A 23,382-nucleotide genomic window follows, 5' to 3' on the forward strand; every position below is an offset into this window, starting at 1 on the left:
GGAACTGGCACCGCCGAGCCGGGCACGAGCGGATTCGCGCTAACGGAGAACCGGTGTCTCCCGCTCGCCTGGCTGCTGTTGCGGCGGCCGGGCCGGTGAACGGGCCGGGCAGTGCGGACCTGTCGATCTTCCCGTTGCCCAGCAAACGAAAGCTCGTCGACAGGCAGGACCGCATCAGGTATCGGGGAACGGTGTGGGTCAGGTGACCCGGGACCGCCGATCCCCGGGAACGGACATCAGGGCCAGTCCCGGGGGCGCTGCTGCACCCGGAACGGGCGACTTCTCACTGAGTTCTCATTTTCGTGCGGGAGAGTGGGGCCAGGCGGAAGGAGGCGGCGGTGCATCTGGTCGTGGTCGACGACGAGGAAGCGGTCCGGGATTCGCTGTCGCGGACGCTGCGCTTCGAGGGCTATACCGTTTCGCTCGCCCGGGACGGGGCCGAAGGTCTCGACGTGATCCGGGCCGAGAAGCCGGACGGCGTCGTGCTCGACGTGATGATGCCGGTGCTCGACGGTCTGGACAGTTGCCGCGTGCTGCGCGCCGAGGGCAACTTCGTGCCGATCCTGATGCTGACCGCGCGCACGGGCGTCACGGACCGGGTCGCCGGCCTCGATGCGGGTGCCGACGATTATCTGGTGAAACCGTTCGCGCTGCGGGAACTCCTGGCCCGGGTGCGGGCGCTGCTGCGCCGGGTCGAGTACGACACTCCGGCGCGTCCGGCCGGGGCCGCGCTTTCCTTCGCCGACCTGGTCCTGGACCCGGAGACCCGGGAGGTTCGCCGGGGAGACCGGCCGATCCGGCTGACCCGCACCGAGTTCGCGATGCTGGAGGCGTTCCTGCGGCATCCGCGGATCGTGCTGACCCGGACGGCGATGTTCGACCAGGTGTGGGGCTACGACTTCGGCAGTTCGTCCAACGGCCTGGACGTCTACGTCAGCTATCTGCGCCGGAAACTCGAAGAGGGCGGCGAATCCCGGCTGCTGCACACCGTGCGCGGGGTCGGCTACGTGCTGCGGGACGACCCGCTGTGAAACGGCTGCGGTGGCGGGAGCGCTCGCTGCGCACCCGGCTCACCGCGATGGTCGCGCTCGCCATGGCCGTCGCGGTGGTCGCGACGTTCTCGGCCGCGTGGTTCCTGACCCGGGCCAACCTCTACCAGCAGTTCGACGCCCAGTTGCAGACCTACGCGCAGGTCGCCGCGAAGGCCGCGGACCCGGCGGAAGCGCTGGCCACCCTGCGCGCGGTGCAGCAGGACAAGCCGGGCCCGAGCTCCGGCCGGGCCGAGGCGATGGCGGTGGAGTTCGTGGACGCGGACGGGGCGAGCGTCGGCGTGGCGGGCGCGCCGCCGTTTCCGACCGGCCCGCAGGCCCGGTTCGTCGCGGCCGGGGACGCGGCGCTCGGCTTCGACGTCGAACGCATCGGCGGGGACCGCTACCGGGTGCGCAGCGTGCCGCGGCCCGGCGGGGGAGCGGTGCTGGTCGCGCGCAATTCCGAAGACCTGGAAGGAACTCTCGCCGAACTCGGCGGATGGCTGACGCTGGCCGGGCTGGTCGGCGTCGCCGGTGCGGCGCTGGCCGGGCGCGCGATCGCCAAGACCGCGCTGCGTCCGGTCGCCGCGCTGACGGTCGCCGCCGAAGACGTCGCCAGGACTCAGGAACTCGCCGCCGGCATCACCGTCGCGGGCAAGGACGAACTGGCCCGGCTGGCCGACGCGTTCAACGAGATGCTCGGCGCGCTCCGCCTCTCGCGCGACGAGCAGCGGCGGCTCGTCCAGGACGCCGGGCACGAGCTGCGGACCCCGTTGACCAGCCTGCGCAACAACATCGAGCTGCTGATCCACGCCGAGGGCCAGGACCGGGCACTGCCGCCGGAGGACCGGACCCGGCTGCTCGCGGACCTCGACGTCCAGTCGGTCGAACTGACCACCTTGGTCGGCGAGCTGGTGGACCTGTCCACCGGCGAGCGGGAGCCGGAACCGGTGGACCGGGTCGACCTCGCGGACGTGCTCGCCGCCGCCGCGGACCGGGTCCGGGCCCGGTCGCCGCAGGTGGAGTTCGCCGTGACGCTGGCGAGCGCCGAGGTGAAGGGCCGGGCCGGGGCGCTGGAACGGGCGGTGCTGAACGTGCTCGACAACGCCGCGAAGTGGAGCCCGCCGGGCGGGACGGTCCGGGCGGCGGTGCTGCCGGAGATCCCGGCGATCGTCGTGTCGGACCAGGGGCCGGGCATCGCCGAGGTCGACCTGCCGCACGTGTTCGAGCGGTTCTACCGGGCCGAGGCGGCGCGGTCGAAGCCGGGGTCCGGGCTGGGGTTGGCGATCGTGGAGCAGGTGGTCGGCCAGCACGGCGGGACGGTCCGCGCCGGAACCGCAGACGGCGGGGGAGCGCGGTTCGAGCTGGCGTTCCCGGCCGCGGGCGCGTGATCGGGCCAGGCGGGCGGACCCGGTCGCGGGGCGACGGCTGAGCGGAATGCGGCATCCCGTCCGGACCTGTCGGATCCGCTCGGCCAGGCGTCGCTGAAGAACTCGCCGCGCCGGGCGAATCCGTCGCGGATTCTCCCGTCCGATACCGATATCGGCGGGTTCCGCCCCCGCGTCCGAACCCCGCCGAGCGCTTCTTAACCGAACCCCGGGGAATTCTCATCAGCTTCTCATCCGGCCCGCCCACCGTGGGGCAGGTGACCGGAAGCCTTGTCAGCGCCACTCCCGCGAAGCGGCTCGCCTGGTGGGCGATCGGCCTCACCACGGCCGCGCTTTCGCTGATCGGCACGCTGTCGTTCGCCTTCGACCCGACCGTCGACCCGTTCCGCGACCCGGTCAGCGACTACGCCCTGCACCGGGTCGCCCGGGTCTGGTTCGCCCTGGCCGTGCTCCTGGTGCTGGCCGCCGGAGTCCTGCTCGTCGCGGCCGCCCGGGCCACGTCCTTGCCCGCCGGGCGCACCACCATCGTCCTTTTCGGACTGTGGGGCGTCGCGCTGGTGATCGAGCTGGTGTTCCAGGGAAACGCGGCGGTGGGCGAATCGACCTTCCACGGCACTGTCCACCGGATCGGCGGCGCTGTCCTTTTCGGCGCGTTGCCGCTGGCTTGCGCGTCGCTGGGGCAGCGGCTGAGCGCCAAGCCGCGCTGGGCGAGGACCGCGCGCCGCCTCACCGGTTGTGCGATCGCGGGCCTGGTCACCGCCGCCGGTTTCGGCGCCGCCCAGTTCGTCACGGCGTTGCCTGCCGGATTGCTGGAACGCGTCGCGCTCACCGCGGAACTGGCCATCCTGATCACCGGCGCCCGCGCGATCGGAAGGGCGGACCGATGACCCTCGTCGCGATCGCGCTGGCGGTGCTCGCCGCGTGTTTCTTCGCCGCCGCCGTCCGCTTTCAGCACCGATCGGTCGAAACCGCCGACGGGACCGGTTTGCGCGTCGCCGGCGCCGTCCTGCGCAACCCGATCTGGCTCGGCGGCACCAGCCTCGCCGTTCTGGGCAGCGCGCTGCACCTGATCGCGCTCTCGCTGGCGCCGCTGGCGGTTGTCCAGCCGATCGGCGTGCTCAGCCTGGTTCTGACCGTCGGGTTCCGGAACCCGGACCGTTCCGCCCGGGCAGTCGGCGCGACCGTCGCGGTATGCGCGGGAGTCGGCGGATTCGTCCTGCTCTCCGCCACGTCCGTCGGAGTCACCGCTATCCCCGGCCTCGCCAGCGCCCAACCGGCGCTGCTGGCCGGAGCGTGCGCGGCCGTCGGGGCATGGTTTGTCCGCGGCCGTGCGAAATGCCTGACCCAAGCTGCCGCCGCGGCAGTCCTTTTCGGACTCGGCTCCGCCACGATGCGCGTCGCTGCCCTGCATCTTGTCCACGGGACTCCCGGGACGGGCGCGGTAGTGGCCGCCGAAGCCGGACTGCTCCTGCTGACCGGCGGCTGGCTGATGCACCGCGCTTACGCCAGCGGTCCCGCCGCGGTCGCTGTCGCGGCGACCACTGTCGTGGACCCGTTCACCGCAATCCTCGCCAGCGCACTGCTGTTCGGCGAGCGACCAGTCGCCTCGCCCGTTGCCGCCACTGTCCAAATAGGACTGGCCGCCGTCGCCATCGCCGGCGTCGTCGCGCTTGCCTACGCGAAACCGTCACCTCGAACTGTTCAGGAGCGTCCCATGCCGCATTCCCAGTTGCGTATCGTCATCGGCGCCGACACCTTCCCTCCCGATGTGAACGGCGCCGCGCACTTCGCCGAGCGCCTGGCCCGCGGGTTGAGCGCCCGCGGCCACGAGGTCCACATCCTCACCCCGCAGCGCGCCGAGGTCCCCGATCCGGACGCGGGCTACACGCTCCATTACGTGCCGTCCCACCGCACGCCCTTCCATCCGACGTTCCGCTTCAGCACCCCGCGCCGCGCCCGTCGCACCGCCGCCGAACTGCTGGACGAACTCCGCCCCGACGTCGTCCACGTTCAGTCGCACTTCTCGGTCGGCCGCGGACTGCTGGCCGCTGCCGAAGAACGCGGCGTCCCCGCCGTCGCGACCAACCACTTCATGCCGGAAAACCTGCTCGGCTTCGTATCGCTGCCCGAACCGGTGACGTCGGCGCTGACCCGCTGGGCCTGGCGGGACTTCGTCCGGGTCTTCCGCCGCGCCGGGGTCGTCACCACGCCGACCCCGCGCGCCGCGCAACTGCTGGAGGAAAAGGGTTTCCCCGGCCCGGTGGCGGTGGTCTCGTGCGGAATCGACCTGGGCCACTACGCCCCGGTCGACCCCGCACCCGCCGATCCCGTGCGCGTCCTGTTCGTCGGCCGCCTGGACGCGGAGAAGAACGTGGACGACCTCCTCCGGGCCCTGCCGAAAGTCCCGACCCTGCACGCCACCCTCATCGGCGACGGTTCGTGCCGGACGGAACTGGAACACCTCGCCGCGCGCCTGGACGTCGCGGACCGGGTGACGTTCCGCGGTTTCGTGCCGGACGCCGAACTGGTGCGCGCGTACCGGACCAGCCACCTCTTCTGCATGCCGGGCACCGCCGAACTGCAAAGCCTGGCGACGATGGAAGCGATGGCCGCCGGACTCCCCGTAGTCGCCGCCGACGCGATGGCCCTGCCCCACCTGGTGACCCCGGGCCGGACCGGGTGGCTCTACCCGCCCGGCGAGACGGAGGTGCTGGGGGAGCGCCTGCTGGAACTGACCGCCGATCCCGCCCTGCGCGCGAGAATGGGCCGAGCTGGTCAGGAAGCCGTGGCCAGGCACGGAATAGCCCGGACCCTGGACGCGTACGAGGGTCTGTATCGAGCCGCGACTGGGGCGCTTCCGCACACCCCGGTGACCGGCCAGGCAGCGTAGCCCAACCTGGTGGCGACTTCTCTGCCTACGTTCCCTTGATCTGTTTCAGCAGGCGCTTGCGTTGGTGCGACACGGGTTGTGCCCGGTGCGAGCAGATCTCAACCGGCCAGGGGAGCTGCGCATCGTCCGGGGCCAGCGACGCGAGAGGCCCGGCGGGACCGGCTCCAGGGATGAGCGGCGGCACCACGTCGTCAGGGCGGCGGGAGGACGTCCGCGACGTCGGCGACTTGCTTGAGGAACTCGTCGGATGGGCTGCCCTTGACCGGGTCGGTTTCGGCGATGACGACCAGCTTCCCGTCCTGCCGCGACCGGTAGTGCTTTCCGGTGAAACGAAAGCCGCCTGCTTCGAGAACCTCCGTTCCGAACGGGGTGACGTCACCGGATCCGTACGTGTCTTCCAGCCCGCGGAGCTGTGCGGCTGATTCGGCCGACGGCATCTTCACCCACGTGACCGATCCGGCGATGGTGTTCCCGTTCGTGTCCTGCACGACGAACAGCAGCTGGTCAAGCTTCTGGCACGGGTGGCGCAGGAAGTACTGCTGAACCTGGCCGAACGACTGGACGGCGCAGCGCAGCTCCTTCTTGAGCTTGTTCCTGACCTCCTTGAGCGCCAGCCGTCGCCAGGCTTCGGCGCGATCGCCGTTTCGGGCGGCCTTCTTGCTGTTGGCCGTGTTCGCGTCGGACACGCTCTTGGACGTCGCGGCGTCGAGTCCGGCACCGACCGAAGCGACTGTGTCTCCGCCGCTCGCCGCCGCCACGACCGTCGCCAAGGCGGCTGCGGTCAAAACGCCGCCTGTCTTGATCCATCTGCCCTGGGAATCTCTGGGCTGGTTCGGGTCGAAAGGCACGCGCTGCGCTCCTGAGCAGAGTCGGGGACGGCTCGACTTTGCCGGAAGAGGAGCCGGCCGAAAACTGCGAGCACGAGAATCACCTGATCGTCCCAATCTCGGCAGCCCTGCCATGGCGCGTTCGGATACTCCCGGCGAGTATGCGGAATCGTTTACGCATTGGTTCTCGCCGCCCGTCAGCGGGAACCGAACAGGGAAGGCCGACATGGTTGACCGCCTCGCCGTCACCGGCGCGGCCGACTGAACGGCAGCTGGAGTCGGAAAGGCGAAAATTAAGGTGTGGCGGCCTGAAAAACCGCCCCCGGACCTTTAAGTCCAGGGGGCGGTTTTGCCATGGCGGAGCTAAGGGATGCCCGTCTTGGCACCAGCGTCGTCGGCGCGCACCTTCACCGCCCGGCCCCGCTCCACCGCGTCATTTCGCGGATCCTCAGCCGCGAAAGGTCAGGAGCACAGGACGAACTCGGCGACGTCGAGGCCGAGCTGGCGGCCGGCGTCGTGGTCGAGCCGGGTGTGCACGCCCGCGGGGATGCGGCTCAACCCCGCTTCGTCGGCAGCGTCCTGGAACGTGTCGAACCGCCGGACCACGTTCGGCAGCGCCTCGGACGTGACCTCCAACGCCCAGTTCGGCCCGTACTCCTCGCTCAGGACCCGCGCGCCCGCCTGCGCGACGACGCTGTGCGCGCCGGGGTAGGCCGGATCCGCCGGGGTGGTGGCGAGGCTCGACCAGTCCGGGATCCCGTCCGTCGCCGGGTTTCCGTCGTCGGCGGCGAGGCGGACCGCGGTGATCGGCCGCCAGATCCGGTAGTGGTACTTCGCTTCGTAGAACGCGATCACGGCGTCGGCGAAGGTCAGGTTCAGCTGTGCGAACACCCGGGCCGCGTCGATCAGGCCGCTGCGCGAACCGGCGACGACCGACTGCGCGATCTCGTTCCAGTAGTTCCAGATCGGCGCCGCCCAGAACCGCGCCTGCACGGTCTGGTCCGCGGTGCGGGTGGTGCTCGTGTCCCGGCCCGTCGCGGCGACCTCGTTCAGCGCTCTCGCGTACCGGGCGCTGTCCAGCGCGGGGTACGGACCGGGCCGGAACTGCCCGGCCTGGTCGAGCACGAACGGCGTCACGGCGGGCCAGTGGGTGAACACCGCGGGCGCGAACGCGGGCGGCGTCGGCCGGTACTCCCCGGGGGCCGTGCCCGGCGCCAGCACCGGCGGGACCGCCGCTGAGCCGTCATTCGCGCGCAGGCCGAGCAGCAACCGGGCCACCAGCCGTCCGGCTCGCACGCCGCGATCGCGTGCGTCCGGCGGAATGCCGGCCAGCTGCCCGGTCAGCAGGGTCGCCAGTTCCGCGGACCGGGAGGGGTAGAGCGCGGCCAGGACGTCGTGCGCGGCCTGCGCTGCCGCCGCTTCCGGGGCCGCGTGGCCCCGGACCTCGAGTGTGAACAGGTACGGATGCCCGCTGTCGGCCGTCGCGACGACGGCGTCGTGCATCGCTGCGTGCAGCAGCGCGAAGCTGCGCGTCGGGTGCACGGTCGCGGGCTGAAGGCCGGGCGTGCGCACGATCGCCAGCAGTTCGCGGTTCCAGGCGAGGACAACGTCCGCGCCGCCCGGCCGGATCGGCGTCGCCGCGGCGGCGGGCCTCGGCAGGCCGGTGGTGGCGAGGACGGCGGCGGCGGCCCCGCCGGTGACGAGCAGTTGCCGGCGTGACATCGATGCGGTCATTTCGCTCCTCGGGTCGTCGGAAACTCCGCTTACGGATACGGTCTCCGGTTACGGCGTAACCCCGGTTCGTATCCCTCTGGTGGTGGGAGAAAACCGGTGGGGAGAAGGCGGGCGGTGCCGGTGGCACAGCGGTTCCGGCGCAGACGCGCCGAACAGGACGAAGCGGGCGCGGCGCCCCGCGCGCGGCTGCACGCGGTCGGCGCGGACGTCTACCCGGACTGGGAGGCGGTCTACCGCGACAACGTCGACCGCGTGTTCCGGCTGATGTTCTCGAAGGTCGGCAACCGGCCCGACGCGGAGGACCTCACCACGGAGGTCTTCCTGACGGCGTTGCGGCCGCTGCGGGTCTCGGCGAGCGTGGGCGAGGTCCGGGCGTACCTGCTGGCCACCGCGCGCACGGTGCTGGCCGGGCATTGGCGGCGCACGCTCGGCCGGGAGATCACCGCACTGGACGAGGAACGCGACATCGCCGCGTTCGAAGCGGACACCGTGGACCCGGGCGTGCTCGCCCGCGCCGAGGCGATCCTCGCGCAGCTGCCCGAGCGCTACGGCCGGATCCTGCGCCTGCGGTTCCTGCAGGCCTGCTCGTTGAAGGAGGCGGCGGCCGAGCTGGGCACCACCGTCGGCAACGCGAAAGTGCTGCAGCACCGCGCGTTGCGCCAGGCGGCCCAGCTGGCGGAAGGGATGGAGACGTGAGCACGCGAGGCGTCCGCCGGTTCGTCAAGGACCTCCTGCGCCGGCGCCGGCCGCGCCCGTTCGAGGCCGGCCCCGGCGACGAGGCCGAGCTGCGGACCGCGGTGCTGCTGCGCGCCGCGCGGCCCGGCGGCGCGGCTGCGAGCGAGGAGTTCGTCGCCGCGCTGCACCGCCGGCTCGCCCAGGAACTGCGCGAACCCGCGCCCGTGCGGGGCGGCAACCGGCGCCGGTTCATCCAGGTGTCCTCGGTCGCCGCGGCGGCGGCCGCCGCGGCGGCCGCCGCCGCGGGCGCGGGCGTCGAGTACCTGGTGACCTCAGGGGCCGAACCGGCCGCCGCGCCCCCGGAAGAGAAGACCCTGCGGCCGGAGAACGGCCAGTGGCGAGCTGTGGTCGCGGCCCAGGACCTGCCCGAAGGCGGCGTGCTGCCGTTCGACTTCGGGGCCGTCGCCGGGTTCGTGCAGCGCTCCGGCGGGCAGGTGCGCGCGGTTTCGGCGACGTGCACGCACCTCGGCTGCCGGCTGAACCTGGACGCGCCGGCCCGGCGGCTGAACTGCCCGTGCCACCGGACGTCGTTCGCCGTCGACGGCGCGGTCCTCACGCACCAGCTGCCGGTGACCCCGCCGCCGCTGCCGCACCTGGTGGTGCGCGAGTCCGGCGGCGTCGTCGAGGTCCTGGTGCCGGGGGAGGGAGCGTAACCCCCGCACGTATTCCTGGTATGAGGAAATCCGTTGGGGTGAAACACTTCCTGCTCATCACCGCGGCCGCGCTGGCGTTGACGGCCTGCGCCGCGTCGCCTCCCGCCGCGCCGCCTCCGGCCGCGCCGATGACGTCGATGCCGGGGATGCCGGGGATGCCCGGGGTGACGCCGCCGCCGTCGTCGGGCGCGACCGCCAGTTCGACGGCGAATGCCGTGGGCATCAAGGACTTCGCGTTCGCGCCCGCCGCGACGACGGTGAAGAAGGGCACCACCGTCACTTGGACCAATCAGGACCAGGACGCGCACACGGTCACCAGCACGGGATCCGGTGGCCCGCTGCGGTCGCCGACCCTCCAAACTGGACAGTCCTATCAGTACACGTTCAGCAAGCCGGGCACGTTCGAGTACCTGTGCACCATCCACCCGTTCATGACGGCGACCGTGACGGTGACGCCGTGACCGAAGACGAGCACAGCCCGGAAGGGATGACCCGGCGCCAGCTCCTGCGGCACACGGCGTGGTTCGGCGCGGCCGTGGTGCTGACGGTCACCGGCGGCGAGGTGATCAGCCGGATCGCCGCGCCGGGCGACGCCGCCGCGGTCGACGACCCGAACGCGTTGCGGTTCGTCCAGGTCAGCGACAGCCACCTCGGCTTCACCGGACCCGCCAACACGGCCGTCGAGTCGTCGTTTTCCGAGGCCATCACGCAGATCAACGCGCTCGGGTACCGCCCGGACTTCGTCATGCACACCGGCGACCTGACCCACCTGTCGACGGCCGCCCAGTTCGACCAGGTCAAGCAGATGATGAGCACTCTCGACACCGGGCACGTGTCGACGGTGCCCGGCGAGCACGACTCGATCGACGACGCCGGCCAGAAGTACCGCAAGGCGTTCGGCGCGGGCACGGCGGGCGACGGCTGGTACAGCTTCGACGTCAAGGGCGTCCACTTCATCGCGCTGGTCAACACGCTGAGCCTGGAGAAGCTCGGCCATCTGGGGCCGGATCAGCTGGAGTTCGTGCGCAAGGACGTCGCGAAGCTCGGTTCGGACACGCCGATCGTGGTGTTCAGCCACATCCCGCTGTTCGCGATGTACCCGACGTGGGGCTGGGGGACCGACGACGCGACCCAGGCGCTCTCGTACCTGCGGCGGTTCTCGTCGGTGACCTGCCTCAACGGGCACGTGCACCAGCTGTTCACGAAGACCGAAGGCAACATCACCTTCCACAGCGCGACAACCACCGCGTATCCGTTGCCCCAGCCGGGAACGCGGCCGGCGCCGACGCCGGTGACACTGCCCGCGGGCAAGCTCAAGGACGCGCTCGGCATCCGCGAGGTGTCCTACCGTCCGGGTGGGCCGGGCCTGGCGGTAAAGGACGTGAAGCTGGCATGAATGTCGTCCTGCGCCTCGCGACGGCGGTGTGCCTCGCGGCGAGCGGCTATCTCCACGCGCGGCTGTACGTCGGCGGCTATCGCGTGATCCCGGTGATCGGGCCGTCGTTCCTCCTTCAGGCTTCCGCGGCGTTCGCGGTGGCCGTACTGGTGGCTCTGGGCGGCCCCTTCCTGCTGCGGCTGGCGGCGGCCGCGCTGGCGGCGGGCGCCTTGGCGGGCTTCGTGCTTTCGCGGACGACCGGGTTGTTCGGCTTTTCCGAACGGGGTTTCCAGCCCGCGCCGGAGGCTTTGCTGAGCGTCCTGACGGAAGCCGCAGTGCTCGTCCTGGTCGCGGTCACGCTTTACCGGACGCGCCGATCCACGCGGACGGCCCGCGCCTGAACTCCGACGGCGCACCGCGAGCGGAAGGCCCGCGGTGCGCTTCGGTTCACGACCCCGTGACGTGCGCGGCCGAACTGGTCGAGGACAGTCGCGCGGACCGGTGCCGGTGCTGCAAGGTCGCACGTTTCTCGCGTGCCGCACCTGCACTGCCATCGTCGGCCGACCCGCGCCTGCCACAGGCATTTTCTGATCTGACCCCGCTTTTTTCGCGCGGGCAGCTGTGCGGCCGTCTCGCGAACAGCTTCTCCGCTGTGCAGCCTCGACCAGACATCTGCGCTGGAGCCGAAAGCGCACCAGCCTTCCTCCGGCCACGCGCGGCGCGAAATCAGCGAGCTGGTGGCTACCGCGTACGCGACAGCCGAATGCGGCTGCAAGCCAACAATAATGAGCACCTCGAATAATGCGTGTCCGCCAGTCGAGGACGGACTATTCATCGGAGCCAGGTGGCGCAGTCGCGGCTGCAGCCATCGGCGTAGGGACCGGTGATCTCACCACGGTCGCACGTCCGCCTCGGCGGTCGACGTTCGTGCGGCCGAAAGGATGATCGCTGCCGGAACGCCCGGAAACGCCGTTAGGGTGGGCCAGATCATCGAACGGCGGTGCACTGGGGGCGCAGATGACGGTGAACAGGCGTGGTTTCCTGGCCGGAGTAGCGGGAACGGCCGGCTCGGTGGGGCTCGGCGCGACCGGTCCGGTATCCGGCGCGCAAGCGGAATCCCTTGCCCGGCAACCCCTTGTGGTCCGGCAGGGGACGAACGTGGCGGCCCAGCTGTCGCCGGACGACCGGACCGTCGCGATCGACCTGCTCGGCGTGCTGTGGCTGCTGCCGGCGCGGGGCGGAACGGCGAAACGGCTCACCGAGGACGTTTTCGACATCGGATTGCCGTCCTGGTCCCCGGACGGCACGACGCTGGTGTTCCAGTCCTATCGCGAAGGCGCCTTCGACCTGTGGACGATCCGGGCCGACGGCAGCGGCCTCCGGCGGCTGACGAGCGGGCCGTTCGATCACCGCGAACCGGTCTTTTCCCCGGACGGCCGCGCCGTCGCCTACTCCTCCGACGAAGGCGGCAGTTACGGCATCCGGGTGCTGGACGTCGCCTCCGGGACCAGCCGGGTGATCACCGACAGCCCGGAGGAGGAGTACGAACCGGCCTGGTCGCCGGACGGGGCGAAACTCGCGTTCGTCGCGGGCGGGACACGCGTCGACGTCGTCTCCGTCGCCGACGGCTCCCGTTCCACGCTGGTCAGCGAACCCGACGCGGTGCTGCACAGTCCGATGTGGACTCCGGACGGAAAGGACGTCGTCTACACCCGGGTCGTCGGCGGCCCGAGGCCGCAGCCGCCCGCCGCGGTGGAGCTGGCGCGCGCCGGGAAACCGTTGTTCACCGGGGAGGACGTGTTCCCGTTCCGCGTTTCCTGGCTCAGCGACGACGAATACCTCTACACCGCCGACGGTGCGCTGCGGCGGCGGAAACTCAGCGGAGGCGCGGCGACGGACATCCCGTTCCGCGCGCCGATCACCGTCGCCGAGGGGCCGCTGCACGCGCGGCCGCGGGATTTCACTTCCACCACCCCGAAACCCGCGGTCGGGATCGGCAGCCCGGTGCTGTCGCCGGACGGCAGCCAGGTCGTGTTCCGCGCGCTGAACGACCTTTACCTGATGGAGCTGGGCCGGTTGCCGCGCCCGCTGACCCGGGACGCGTGGTGGAAAAGCGACCCGGCGTTCTCGCCCGACGGAGGCAAGGTGGTCTACTCCACCGATCGCGGCGGCACGCTCGACCTGTGGATCCGCGACCTGAAAACCGGGCAGGACCGGCAGCTGACGAACCTGCCCGATCTGGCCGCGACGTCGAGCGCCTGGTCTCCGGACGGCTCGCGGATCGCGTTCCTCGACCAGAACGGCGCGCTGCACACCGTCGAAGTCGCGACCGGCGCCGTGCGGCAGGTGTTCACCGCGATCTTCGAGCCAGGCCGTCCGACCTGGTCTGCGGACGGCAAGGTCGTCGCACTCGCCGCGGTGAAGCCGTACTCGACGCGCTTTCGCGAGGGGCTGAACAAGATCCTGCTGGTGGACACCGAAACCGGCGCCGGCCGTTACGTGGACCCGATGCCGGAGCGGTCCATCCAGACCCGCGGCGACGACGGCCCGGTGTGGTCGCCGGACGGGCGGCGGATGGCGTTCGTGGCGGCCAGCGTGCTGTGGGTGGTCGACGTGCACCCGGACGGCACGCCCGCCGGCCCGCCGCGGGCGGTCACCGACGAGGTCACCGACGCGCCGAGCTGGAGCGGCGACTCGAAGACCCTGCTGTACCTGAACAACGGCCGGTTGCGGCTGATCGCGGCGGCCGGTGGCGCGCCGCGTACCGTGCCGACGCGCCTGACCTGGACCAACGCCCGCAACCGCGGCCGGGTGATCGTGCGCGCCGGGCGGATGTGGGACGGCACTTCGCACACTTCGCGCCCGGACACGGACATCGTGGTGGACGGCGGCCGGATCGCCTCGGTGGAGCCGGCGGGCAGCGGGCTGGACGGCGAGATCGTCGACGCGCGCGACGGCGTGGTGATCCCCGGGCTCGTCGACATGCACAACCACCGCCAGATGCAGGGGTACGGCTACGGCGACCGGCAGGGCAGGCTGTGGCTGTCGCTCGGGTTCACCACGACCCGATCGCCGGGCAGCCCGGCGTATCACATGGTGGAGGAGCGGGAGTCGATCCAGTCCGGCGCGCGGCTCGGGCCGCGGTACTTCGCCACCGGCGAGGCCATCGACGGCTCGCGCGTCTTCTACAACTTCATGCGGCCCACCTTCGACGAGCGGCAGCTGGAACTCGAGCTGGAGCGGGCCGGGAAACTGGATTACGACCTGCTCAAGGCCTACGTGCGGATCAGCCCGGAAATGCAGCGCCGGGTGATCGAATGGGGTCACCAGCGGCGGCTGCCGGCGACCTCGCACTACCACTACCCGGCGCTCGCCTTCGGCGGCGACGGCATGGAGCACATGGGCGCCACCAGCCGGTTCGGCTATTCCCGCACCTACTCCCTGCTCGGCGCCGGATACGACGACGTCGTGGCCCTGTTCCTGCGCCGCGGCGCGGCGCGCACACCCACGCTGTTCGCCGCCACCGCGCTGTTCCGCGACGACGAAAGCCTGGTCACCGATCGGCGGGTGCGGACGTTGTATCCGGCGTGGGAGTACAAGTCGCTGCAGAAGACCGCCGAGACCTCGAAGACCGCCGACCAGACCGCCGCGCTGAACAGCCTGGCCCGCCAAGTCAAGGAGGCGGCGGCGATCCTGCGCGGCGGCGGCCGGATCGTCACCGGCACCGACTCGCCGATCGACCACACCGCGGTCAGCACGCACATGAACCTGCGCGCGATGGTCGCCTACGGCTTCACCCCGTACGAAGCGCTGATCACCGCGACGAGCATCCCGGGCGACGTCCTCGGCGAACCGCTGGGCCGCGTCGCCCGGGGCTGCCACGCCGACCTGGTGGTCCTCGGCAGCGACCCGCTCGCCGATATCAAGGCCGCCGCCGACGTCCGCCAGGTCCTCGCGAGCGGGCGCGTGCACACAGTGGACGAGCTGCTCGCCCCGTTCGCGTCGGCCGGCTCAGCAGCGCCGGCCAGCGCGCGGCTGACGCCGGTTCCGGATCAACCGGACAACGCGGCGTTCTGGTGGCACGACCCGCACTACGTAGCGAGCGCCCGCACGTCCTGCTGCACCGGCGATTAGCGGGTTTTCGGCTTGGCCCCGGCGTTCGCGGCGCCGGGGCCAAGCCGCCGCCCGGCTCGCTAGGAGCGATCGAAGAGCGTGACCACGCTCTGCGGCGCCTCCTGGCCGAAGAAGTTCTCCAGGTTCTGTGCCGAGAGGCCGGCGACCTCGCCGCTGCGCGGAAACAGCCGGTCCTCGTAGGCGGCGAGCGCGCTCTCGACGTCGGGTTGCCCGGCCAGTTCGGCCGCCAGGTCGGCGCCGTCGTACATGGCGAGGTTCGCGCCCTCGCCGGCAAAGGGGGACATCAGATGCGCGGCGTCGCCGATGAGCGTCACACCGGGTACCCGGTCCCACTTGACGCCGACGGGAAGGGCGTAGATGGGCCGGAGGCGCGGCTCCACGTCGCTTCCGGTGACGAACGCCGTGAGCAGCGGCGACCAGCCGGCGAACTCGGCGCCGACTTGACGCAGGCCCTCGGCCGGGTCGCCGAAGTCGATCGACTTCGCCCACTCCTCGGGCTTGTTCAGCGCCACGTATCCGGCGACGCGCCCGTCGGCGTGGCGATGGGCGATGATGCCTTTGCCCGGCTCGACCGCCATCAGCGTGCCGCTGCCGATCGCCGCCACGCTCGCCCGGTGGTCCGGCCCGCCGGCGGCGAGGCCGATCTCGATGAAGCAGGTTCCGCTGTAGATCGGCTTGGCGGGGGTGAGCAGCGGGCGCACCTTCGACCAGGCCCCGTCGGCGCCGACGACCAGTTCGGCGTGCGCGGCCGCCCCGGTCGCGAAGGCGAGGTCGTAGCCGCCCTCCGGGTGGCGCCGAATCGACTCGAGTTTGTGCCCCCACTTGACGGTGCCGGGCGCGAGCGACTCGATGACCAGGTCCCGGAGTTCGCCGCGATCGACCTCCGGGCGCGCCGATCCGGGGTCCCCGGGCAGGTCGAACAGGACCGTGCCGGCGTGGTCGACCACGCGCTTGGCGTCCTCGCCCGGACGGACTAGGCCGAGGAACTCGTCGTACAGACCGGCCGCGCGGAGAGCGACTTGCCCGGTCTCTTCGTGAATGTCGAGCAAGCCGCCCTGCGCGCGGGCGGTCGCCGACGCCTCAGCCTCGTAGATCGTCGCGGCGACGCCGTTGACCTGAAGCACGCGGGCGAGCGTCAGGCCGCCCAGCCCCGCTCCGATGACGGCGACGGACTTCTGCATGGTGCGCTCCTCTGTCGAGCCGGCGCGCGCCGGCAAGGGTGGTGTCCGAGAAGGGGCGGGAAGAACCCGATCTCGGCAAGGAGCCGCTGACCGAGCAGAAATGTCTGCGTCGATGTGTGCGCGATGTCCGACGGCTTGAACCGCGGAGCATCGTTTTTCGCGACACCGTCACCATAGCTCAGCATCCGGTGCCCGGCGACCGGACGGTCTCGGTCCGGTCTGTCTCGTCGATCGCGTCCTGGGCGATCCGCGGGTCAGGCTCGGCGGAGGAACAGGTTGAGCGCGGCGGATACGTTGGCGCGCACGAACTCTTCGGGTTCCGCGGCCAGCATTGCCCGGATCGGGTCGACGCTGTTTTCGGCTCCGGGCAGGTCGAACACGACGCAGCCCGCGGCGTTGCGGACGTCCCAGTCGTCGTCCTCGCGGGCGAGTCGGTGCAGCGCGTCCCGGCACCGGTCGACGAGGGCGGGTTCGGCGAAGTCCAGCAGCGGAATCGCCCGGACGGCCTCGACCCGGACCAGGTCGTCCTCGGCGGTGTCGTTCGCGGTCGACAGCAGGAACGGTTCGAGCACCGGCGAATCCCCTTTGCCGGGGACGAGCAGCCGCAGTGTCTGGAAACGGCCGTCGGCGGTCATCCGGCCGAAGCGGTCGACCAGTTCGCGGGCAGTCGGCTCGGCAGGCACGGTTCCGATGGTATCGAACGGCCGGACAGCGTCGCCGACTGTCTACTGTGTACCGACAGAAGCTGCGGCCGACGTCGTCGCATCCCCCCATCGGGGTGTGACGACGGGCTGGAACGGCCTTCGGCAGGTAGCTTCCTTGCACGGACTGTCCGTACGGGGAAAGCGGGGATCGGATGACGGGGTCGGAGTCAGCAGTGGTGGTCGGTGTCGACGGTTCCGCGGCCGCTCTGACAGCGGTGCGCTGGGCGGCACGGGTCGCGCGGGAACGTCGTCGGAGTCTTCGCCTGGTCCATGCGTTGCCTGAGCTGCCGGTGTCCTTTCCCGCGGCCGAGCTGTCGTTCGAGCAGATGCAGGAAGCTGCCGGCGCGCGCGGCGCGCGAGTGCTGGCCGAAGCGGGCGACGCGGCTGCCCAGGCCGCGCCGGGCGTCGAGGCGGCGACCGCGGTGCGGGCCGAGGGACCGGCGGAGGCGTTGCTGGCCGAGGCGGCCGGCGCGAGCATGATCGTGCTCGGCAGCCCGGGCCGGAGCACGGCGGGCCGCGTCTTGCTCGGGTCGGTGTCGGTCGCGCTGGCCGCGCACGCGCCGTGTCCGGTCGCGGTGATCCGGCCGCACGTCGGTGAGGACGAGGCCCCGGCCGAGGGACCGGTCGTGCTGGGCGTCGACGGCACCCCCAAGGGCGAAGCGGCGATCGCGGCCGCGTTCGAAGAGGCGACCTGGCGGAACGCGCGGTTGGTGGCGGTGCACAGCTGGAGCGAGAAGTTCCTGGCCGAGATCTTCGAAGAGGGCCGGCGGGGAATGGACCGCGCGGCAGTCGAGGAGCACGAGCACGAGCTGCTCGCGCAACGGCTGGCCGGCTGGCAGGAGAAGTACCCGGACGTCGTCGTCGAGCGGGTCGTGCGGGCGGGGCGCCCGGCCGAGGTGCTGCTCGATCTCGCCGACCGGGCGCAGTTGCTGGTCGTCGGCAGCCGGGGCCGGGGCGGGTTCAGCGGCCTGGCGCTGGGATCCACGAGCCAGGCGCTGATCTCGTACGCGCTGTGCCCGGTGCTGGTCGCCCGCGGCGGGACTCGCCCGGGGGAGTAGCGGGCCAGCGCACCGGCCGCAGTGGGCGAGGGCGGCGACGGGCTGGTTTCCCAACCGGGAAGTTCGACTCCGGCAGGGCTGGGATCACCGCACGCCCGTCGTTGGTCCTTTGTGGACTATCAGTTCACGAATGCCGCCTTTACTCGGGCGACGCCGCGGACCGCGTTCTCGCATCGCTGCCCGCTGATGGCGGCTCCGCCGCATCGGCGGGCAGGTTCGCGCGGCCGAGACGGTCCACCGGCACGTCGTAGGTCTCCGGTCCCGTCCAGACAGCAATGGCCGCGATGCCGATGCACACTCCGGTGAACGCCGCGACCGGGAGCCACCCGTACGGCCCCGGACGCTGGAGGAGCGCCCCGATGACCGGGGCGAACCCGACGAGGACAAGGCCGATCTGCTGCCCGATAGCCATCCCGGAATAGCGCACCGGGGTGGCGAACAGTTCCGCGAAGTAGACCGGGTAGACGGCGCTCCAGAACGAGTACAGCACCGACATGAACAGGAACGCGCCCAGCGAGATCAACACGATGCTGCCGGTCGTGATGAACCAGAAGAACAGGAAGAGCGACAGGAGACTGCCGACGGCGCCGATCAGGAGTGTCGGTTTCCGGCCGATCCGGTCGGAGAGTGACGCGGCGAGCGGCAGGACAGCGATCGACAATCCGAGGGTGACGGCGTTGACGATCAGCATCGGCGATTTGCCCACGCCGGCCGTCTCGCTGGCGTAGGACAGGCTGAAGAAGCTGAAGATCGTTTGCGAGGAGGCCATCAGGGTCATCAGGACAACCCGTAGCACCGCCGTCGGCTGGGTACGCAGGACTTCGACGCCCGGAACGCGCGCGACGGCGTCGGTTTCCTGCTGTTTCTCGAACTCCGGCGGTTCGTCGAGGCGGGTGCGGACCCAGTACGCGATTGCGAAGACCACGACCGACGACAGGAACGGGATTCGCCAGCCCCAGGCGAGCATTTGAGCGTCGGGAAGCGCTGCGACAGGGATGAACACGAGCGTCGCGAGGAGCAAACCCGCCGAGCAGCCCGTCGAGGCCCAGCTGGTGAAGAAGGACCGATGACGGTCCGGCGCGTGCTCCAGGGTCAGGGTCGTCGCGCCGGCCAGCTCGGCGCCGGCGGAGAAACCCTGTGCCAGCCGGGCCGTGACCAGCAAGATCGGCGCCAGAATCCCTACCGAGCCGTACGTCGGCAGCAGTCCCACGGCGAACGACGAGGTGCCCATGATCGCGAGGGTGATCATCAGCACCCGCCGGCGTCCGATCCGATCGCCGAAGTGCGACATCACAATTCCGCCGACGGGCCGCGCGACGTAGGCGACCCCGAAGGTGGCGAAGGACAGTGCGAGACCGACGGCCGCATTGCCGGAGGGGAAGAACAGCCGGTCGAAGATGAGCGCTGCCGCGACGGCGTACAGGTAGAAGTCGTAGTACTCCAGCGTGCTCCCGAGAAACGCCGCTATCGCGGCTCGTCGGGCGGACGTTGTCGTGCGCGTTTCGTGGGCGGTGCGGGGCATCGTTGCTCCCTTGGTCCGACGGAATTCCTCGGGTGGCTGCGCTCAGCCTCGGTCGATCCGCTCGATCAGCGCGTACGTCAGCCGCCAGTGCGTGTTCCGGTCCCGCCAGGACGGCGGGCCGTCCGTCACCCGAGGTACGGGCAGGTTCGTCACGGCGGGGCTGTCCAGCTCGTACACCGCCGCGTACCGCGGCGCAGCGGACGAGGAGAACGCTTGGCACAGCTCGTAACGTGTCACGAAGCGGGACCGGAGAGCGCCCCGTGCCTCGCGAAGATGTGTCCGGTCGTAGAACGCGTTGAACGCCGTCAGCTCTTCCGCCCGGGTGCCCGGCGCCGGGTCCATCCCGATGAGCCGTACGCCCCGGCTGGTTCCGGCGTCGTCTCCGTAGGAAGCGAGCGATCGCCAGAGGAAACGCCAGCGAACGTCGAAATCCCGCTCGCTCAACGGCATCGGGGTGAACGGCATGACGAATCCGGGGTCCGAGTTGACGGTGCGGTAACGGGCGGCCGCGTGCTCGTCCATCGTGTACCGCGCCAGCCACATCGGACCGCGATCGCCGCGCTCGTCTTGTTCGGTCAACCGGTACCGCGCGCACGAGAGCATTCCCGGGTAATAGGCCAGCACTTCGGGTACATGGACGGTCGAATAGAAGCGATCGAACTCGCGCAACGCGGAGCCCCCGACCGCTGGGGTATCCACTCCGGCCCAGTACTCGAAACGACCGGTATCGGCAGGCGGCACTACAGGCTCTCGACCGTGAGGCGCTCCCGAGTCGGGGGTGCGGTCGGGTACCGCTCCAGGAGGTGCTGGATCGCGAGGTCTTCCTCTGGGAGCAGTGGCGTGTCGATAGCGTTCACCGCGGGAGCGAAGCCGTCGACGACGCGGGGACCGATGTTGAGTGCCGTCACCGCGGGCTGGGCCAGCGTCCACGCGTAGGCCAGGGAGCTGGGAGTACGGCCGAAGGCCCCGGCGATCGAGACGAACTCTTCGATCAGGTCGAAATTCTCGTCGGTCCAATACATGTCGGCGTAGCGGCGGCGGAAGCCCATCGTGTCCCGCAGCGAGTCGTCGTCGCGCGCATGGGTGCCCGCCAGCAGTTCTCCCGCCAGCGCGTTGAAGGCGAGCACGCTGACCCCGGCCGCGTCGGCGGCGGCCAGCTGCTCGCGCCGCGCGTCGCGCTCGAAGATGTTGTAGTGGATCTGTTGTGACTGGTAGGAAACGAGATTGTTGATCTCGCTGGCCCACAGCGCCCGGTACAGTTGCCAGGCTGCGGTCTGCGAGCAGCCGACGTAGAGGATCTTGCCCTGATGGACGAGGTCGTCCATCGCGTGCAGAGTCTCCTCCGCCGGAGTCGACGGATCGAAGAAATGCGCGACGTAGACATCGATGTAGTCGGTTCCCAGCCGCTTCAGCGACGCCTCGACCGCGGAGACGAGGTGCTTGCGGGTGAGACCGCGCGACGTCGGCCCGATCCCGCGTTTCATGTAGAAGGCGTGGTCGACCTCGACCCGGCGAGGCGTCGCGTTCCAGTCCTGGACCGTGGTGGGCGCGTCCGCCGTGCCGACCCGATTGCCGGCCTTGATGAGCAGGTTCACCTCGTCGCGGCGCGGCCGGATCGCCTGCCCGAGCAGTTCCTCCGCCCGCCCGTTGTGGTAGGCGTCCGCCGAGTAGAACGTGTTGATCCCGGCGTCCCAGGCCGCGTCGACGAGACGCCGCGTCGACGTCTCGTCCTCGAACTCGCCGATGAACGTGCCGCCGAAGAATGCTTGCGAGACAAGGAGTCCCGTGTGGCCGAGCGTGCGGTACTGCATTGATCGCTCCTTATATCGGTGAGGGTGGTACTACGGTTGGCCGACGGGCCGGTGCGGAGGGGCCGGGTGGTAAACGTGTCCGCCGGACCCCGTCGTCGTCACCGTCCCCAGAGTGAGGATCGGCATGTGCACCGCCGTGACGACGGCGCCGAGCCGAGCCGCTCGATCGAAGAGCTCGAGCCGTGTGGCGAACGACGATTCCGGTTCCACGTCGTAGCTCTGCAGCCAGCGCGGATGCGTGAAGTGCGCGGTGTGGTGCACGATGTCGCCGAGCAGCATGGCGTGCGCGCCGGCGGAGCTCAGCAGCATCGCCGTGTGACCGGGGGTGTGGCCCGGTGACGGGATCAGCCGGACCCCGGGCGAGAGTTCGAACTCGTCGGCGTAGGTGCGCAGGACGCCTGCTGACTGGAGCGCGTCAAGATAGCGCCTGATCCGCGCGGGCTCGATGTTTCCCGCTGCCGCCGCGGATCGCCAGTACTCCGCCTCCCGGTGGTGCAGCCAGACCTCGGCGGACTCGAAGGTCAGGCTTCCGTCCGGCTTGAGCAGGTGTCCGCAGTGGTCGAGGTGCAGATGGCTGATGACCACCCGGTCGACTTCGCCCGGAGCCACGCCGGCCTCTTCGAGCCGGTGCAACAGGTTCCCGCCTTCGCGGATGCCGGGGAACATCGATCGGGCCAGCGGCCCTATCCCGCAGTCGAACATCGTCGTGGTGTCCGGTGTCTGGACCAAGAACCCGCCGAAGGTCACCGGAAAAGGCGTGTCGGGGGAGCCGGCCCCGACGACGGGCATCCAGCAGGCGGGATCGACGCCGTGGAACCAATTCGCCCGCGGCTCCACGACGACGCCGTCGCTGAGGTGCGTGACGAGCGTGCGGCCGACGCGGAAGGACCCGCTCAGGAGCAGATCGTGAAGTGCTGTCTCGGACATGGTGACTCCGATGCTCGTCGAGGTCCGACCGGTCGAAACGGGAACGCCGCGGAAACAGCCGGGACGGTCGCCCGGCTTGAGAACGCTCAATCGCGGCGGATGCGGAGGGTGACTGGAATCCCGGGTGGCAGGCGTAGTGAAGACTATGCGCGAGACCGTAAAAGTGTCAACCAGCGAACTCTTGTTCGTATAGCGATACAAAGCGGAGGCGTCGGCCTCCGGTAGGATCCGCTGCCGTGACGGCTACGAGGAGCACGGGCGACGGTCCGGGTCCCAGTGATCAGTACGTTCAGTCGCTGGTACGCGGGCTGAACGTGATCCGGGCGTTCGACGAGGACCACCCGGAGATGACGCTGAGCGAGATCGCCGCGGCGACGTCGCTGACGCGGGCGACCGCGCGTCGCTTCCTCTCGACCCTCGTCGAGGTCGGCTACATGAAGTCGCACGGTCGCTGGTACTCGCTCACGCCGCGTGTTCTCGAGCTGGGCTTCAGCTACCTCTCGTCGCTGAGCCTGCCCGAAGTCGCGCAGCCCTATCTCGAGCGGCTGTCCCAGGAAATCGACGAATCGAGCTCGGTCTCCGTGCTCGACGGGTCCGACATCGTGTACGTCGCGCGCGCCACGATTCGTCGTCGCATCATGAGCGTGACCATCAACATCGGCACCCGCCTTCCCGCGCACCTGACGGCGATGGGACGCGTCTTACTGGCGGCGCAAGCCCCCGAAGACCTCAGCGACTACCTCAGGACACTTCCGTCCGACGCCCCGACCGAGCGGGCGATCACCGACCCGGCAGCGCTCCGTACTGAGCTGGATCTGGTGCGAGAGCAGGGATTCTCTCTCATCGACCAAGAGGTCCAGGAGGGATTGCGATCGATCGCGGTGCCGGTTCTCGGCCGCCGCCAGCATTCGGTGAGCCGCAACTCGGACACCCCGCCCCGGACCGTGATCGCAGCGGTCAACGTGTCCACGTCGGCGAGCTCATTGTCCAGGGCGGACATCGTGGACCGCTTCCTCGATCCGCTCCGGCGTACCTCGGCGGCGATAGCGGACGATCTTGAGGAGACGCGCCGCGGGCGAGGGTGAGAGATCCCCTCCCGGGTGCCCGGCACAGGCAATGTCATGTCCGGTAAGGGAAATCGCTGTCCTGGCTGGGGTCGGCCGCTGCTCGCCGAGGCGGACTTGCTGATCGTGCCGACCTTGACTGCCACGCTTGGCATTACGGGCACGGAACGCTCCTTCGCGATGTTCAGGACAAATGCGGGACGGCGTCGCAGCTGGGCGTTGAACAGCTGCATCCACGACGCGTTCTCGGAAGACCAACGTGCCGCGGCGACGCCGCTGATGTGTCAACGGGACAGCCCACGTGGGCGGTGACAAAATAGGAAGCCTGAACTTGTCAACTCACACTGCGAA

At 70.4% G+C, this 23,382-nt stretch carries 20 protein-coding genes; 12 read left to right on the forward strand and 8 right to left on the reverse strand.

The window, feature by feature from the left end:
- Positions 1 to 338 precede the first annotated feature (338 nt).
- From ACFORO_RS19685 to ACFORO_RS19700, 4 genes are all read left to right on the forward strand, one after another.
- Positions 339 to 1,031 (forward strand): response regulator transcription factor, encoded by a 693-nt coding sequence (locus ACFORO_RS19685; protein ID WP_354742233.1) that lies wholly within the window; start codon positions 339 to 341, stop codon positions 1,029 to 1,031.
- A complete protein-coding gene (locus tag ACFORO_RS19690; RefSeq protein WP_377871757.1) occupies positions 1,028 to 2,419 on the forward strand; it encodes a HAMP domain-containing sensor histidine kinase in 1,392 nt (463 codons plus the stop codon). The genes ACFORO_RS19685 and ACFORO_RS19690 overlap by 4 nt, the downstream gene beginning before the upstream one ends.
- A 254-nt stretch (positions 2,420 to 2,673) precedes the next feature.
- On the forward strand, positions 2,674 to 3,303 hold the full coding sequence (locus ACFORO_RS19695; RefSeq protein ID WP_377871755.1) for a DUF998 domain-containing protein: 630 nt from the start codon (positions 2,674 to 2,676) through the stop codon (positions 3,301 to 3,303).
- Positions 3,300 to 5,306 (forward strand): glycosyltransferase, encoded by a 2,007-nt coding sequence (locus tag ACFORO_RS19700; protein ID WP_377871754.1) that lies wholly within the window; start codon positions 3,300 to 3,302, stop codon positions 5,304 to 5,306. The genes ACFORO_RS19695 and ACFORO_RS19700 overlap by 4 nt, the downstream gene beginning before the upstream one ends.
- A 191-nt stretch (positions 5,307 to 5,497) precedes the next feature.
- Here ACFORO_RS19700 and ACFORO_RS19705 read toward each other — a convergent pair whose 3' ends face one another.
- Positions 5,498 to 6,091: a hypothetical protein gene (locus tag ACFORO_RS19705; protein ID WP_377871753.1), complete on the reverse strand. Its 594-nt coding sequence runs from the start codon at positions 6,089 to 6,091 to the stop codon at positions 5,498 to 5,500.
- Between the two features lie 504 nt (positions 6,092 to 6,595).
- Positions 6,596 to 7,867: a vanadium-dependent haloperoxidase gene (locus ACFORO_RS19710; protein WP_377871752.1), complete on the reverse strand. Its 1,272-nt coding sequence runs from the start codon at positions 7,865 to 7,867 to the stop codon at positions 6,596 to 6,598.
- Between the two features lie 114 nt (positions 7,868 to 7,981).
- Here ACFORO_RS19710 and ACFORO_RS19715 point away from each other — a divergent pair, with 114 nt between their 5' ends.
- The 6 genes from ACFORO_RS19715 to ACFORO_RS19740 all read left to right on the forward strand — a co-directional run bounded on the left by ACFORO_RS19715 (position 7,982) and on the right by ACFORO_RS19740 (position 14,764).
- A complete protein-coding gene (locus tag ACFORO_RS19715) occupies positions 7,982 to 8,563 on the forward strand; it encodes an RNA polymerase sigma factor (protein ID WP_354742221.1) in 582 nt (193 codons plus the stop codon).
- The gene (locus ACFORO_RS19720) at positions 8,560 to 9,255 is read left to right on the forward strand and encodes a QcrA and Rieske domain-containing protein (protein ID WP_377896605.1); all 696 of its coding nucleotides are present in this window, start codon (positions 8,560 to 8,562) and stop codon (positions 9,253 to 9,255) included. The genes ACFORO_RS19715 and ACFORO_RS19720 overlap by 4 nt, the downstream gene beginning before the upstream one ends.
- Positions 9,256 to 9,293: 38 nt before the next feature.
- Positions 9,294 to 9,716: a plastocyanin/azurin family copper-binding protein gene (locus ACFORO_RS19725; RefSeq protein ID WP_377871749.1), complete on the forward strand. Its 423-nt coding sequence runs from the start codon at positions 9,294 to 9,296 to the stop codon at positions 9,714 to 9,716.
- Positions 9,713 to 10,651, forward strand: a complete 939-nt coding sequence (locus ACFORO_RS19730) for a metallophosphoesterase family protein (protein WP_377871748.1) — start codon at positions 9,713 to 9,715, stop codon at positions 10,649 to 10,651. The genes ACFORO_RS19725 and ACFORO_RS19730 overlap by 4 nt, the downstream gene beginning before the upstream one ends.
- The gene (locus tag ACFORO_RS19735; protein WP_377871746.1) at positions 10,648 to 11,031 is read left to right on the forward strand and encodes a hypothetical protein; all 384 of its coding nucleotides are present in this window, start codon (positions 10,648 to 10,650) and stop codon (positions 11,029 to 11,031) included. The genes ACFORO_RS19730 and ACFORO_RS19735 overlap by 4 nt, the downstream gene beginning before the upstream one ends.
- Before the next feature lie 616 nt (positions 11,032 to 11,647).
- Positions 11,648 to 14,764: an amidohydrolase family protein gene (locus ACFORO_RS19740; protein WP_377896606.1), complete on the forward strand. Its 3,117-nt coding sequence runs from the start codon at positions 11,648 to 11,650 to the stop codon at positions 14,762 to 14,764.
- Between the two features lie 59 nt (positions 14,765 to 14,823).
- On the opposite strand, the gene ACFORO_RS19745 is transcribed toward ACFORO_RS19740, so the two are convergent.
- Positions 14,824 to 15,945 (reverse strand): FAD-dependent oxidoreductase, encoded by a 1,122-nt coding sequence (locus ACFORO_RS19745; protein ID WP_377896607.1) that lies wholly within the window; start codon positions 15,943 to 15,945, stop codon positions 14,824 to 14,826.
- Between the two features lie 254 nt (positions 15,946 to 16,199).
- On the reverse strand, positions 16,200 to 16,628 hold the full coding sequence (locus ACFORO_RS19750) for a HEAT repeat domain-containing protein (RefSeq protein WP_377871742.1): 429 nt from the start codon (positions 16,626 to 16,628) through the stop codon (positions 16,200 to 16,202).
- 173 nt (positions 16,629 to 16,801) lie between these two features.
- Here ACFORO_RS19750 and ACFORO_RS19755 point away from each other — a divergent pair, with 173 nt between their 5' ends.
- Positions 16,802 to 17,707 (forward strand): universal stress protein, encoded by a 906-nt coding sequence (locus ACFORO_RS19755; protein ID WP_377871741.1) that lies wholly within the window; start codon positions 16,802 to 16,804, stop codon positions 17,705 to 17,707.
- 139 nt (positions 17,708 to 17,846) lie between these two features.
- Here the strand turns inward: ACFORO_RS19755 and ACFORO_RS19760 are convergent, their stop codons facing one another.
- Genes ACFORO_RS19760 through ACFORO_RS19775 form a run of 4 tightly spaced genes read right to left on the reverse strand, consistent with a single transcriptional unit; the run spans position 17,847 to position 21,967 of the window.
- Entirely contained in the window at positions 17,847 to 19,229 is a 1,383-nt protein-coding gene (locus ACFORO_RS19760) for an MFS transporter (RefSeq protein ID WP_377871740.1), read from the reverse strand.
- A 42-nt stretch (positions 19,230 to 19,271) separates the two neighbouring features.
- Positions 19,272 to 19,928 (reverse strand): hypothetical protein, encoded by a 657-nt coding sequence (locus ACFORO_RS19765; protein ID WP_377871738.1) that lies wholly within the window; start codon positions 19,926 to 19,928, stop codon positions 19,272 to 19,274.
- A gap of 41 nt (positions 19,929 to 19,969) precedes the next feature.
- Positions 19,970 to 21,040 carry an aldo/keto reductase gene (locus tag ACFORO_RS19770; protein ID WP_377871737.1) on the reverse strand — a complete coding sequence of 357 codons (1,071 nt, stop codon included), beginning with the start codon at positions 21,038 to 21,040 and terminating at the stop codon, positions 19,970 to 19,972.
- A 30-nt stretch (positions 21,041 to 21,070) separates the two neighbouring features.
- Complete coding sequence (locus tag ACFORO_RS19775; protein ID WP_377871736.1) at positions 21,071 to 21,967, reverse strand: MBL fold metallo-hydrolase; 897 nt, start codon at positions 21,965 to 21,967, stop codon at positions 21,071 to 21,073.
- Positions 21,968 to 22,203: 236 nt separating this feature from the next.
- Between ACFORO_RS19775 and ACFORO_RS19780 the strand changes: the two genes are divergently transcribed.
- A complete protein-coding gene (locus tag ACFORO_RS19780; RefSeq protein ID WP_377871734.1) occupies positions 22,204 to 23,052 on the forward strand; it encodes an IclR family transcriptional regulator domain-containing protein in 849 nt (282 codons plus the stop codon).
- Positions 23,053 to 23,382 lie beyond the last annotated feature (330 nt).

Origin of the sequence: Amycolatopsis halotolerans, assembly GCF_042647905.1 — a bacterium.
Lineage (GTDB): Bacteria > Actinomycetota > Actinomycetes > Mycobacteriales > Pseudonocardiaceae > Amycolatopsis > Amycolatopsis halotolerans.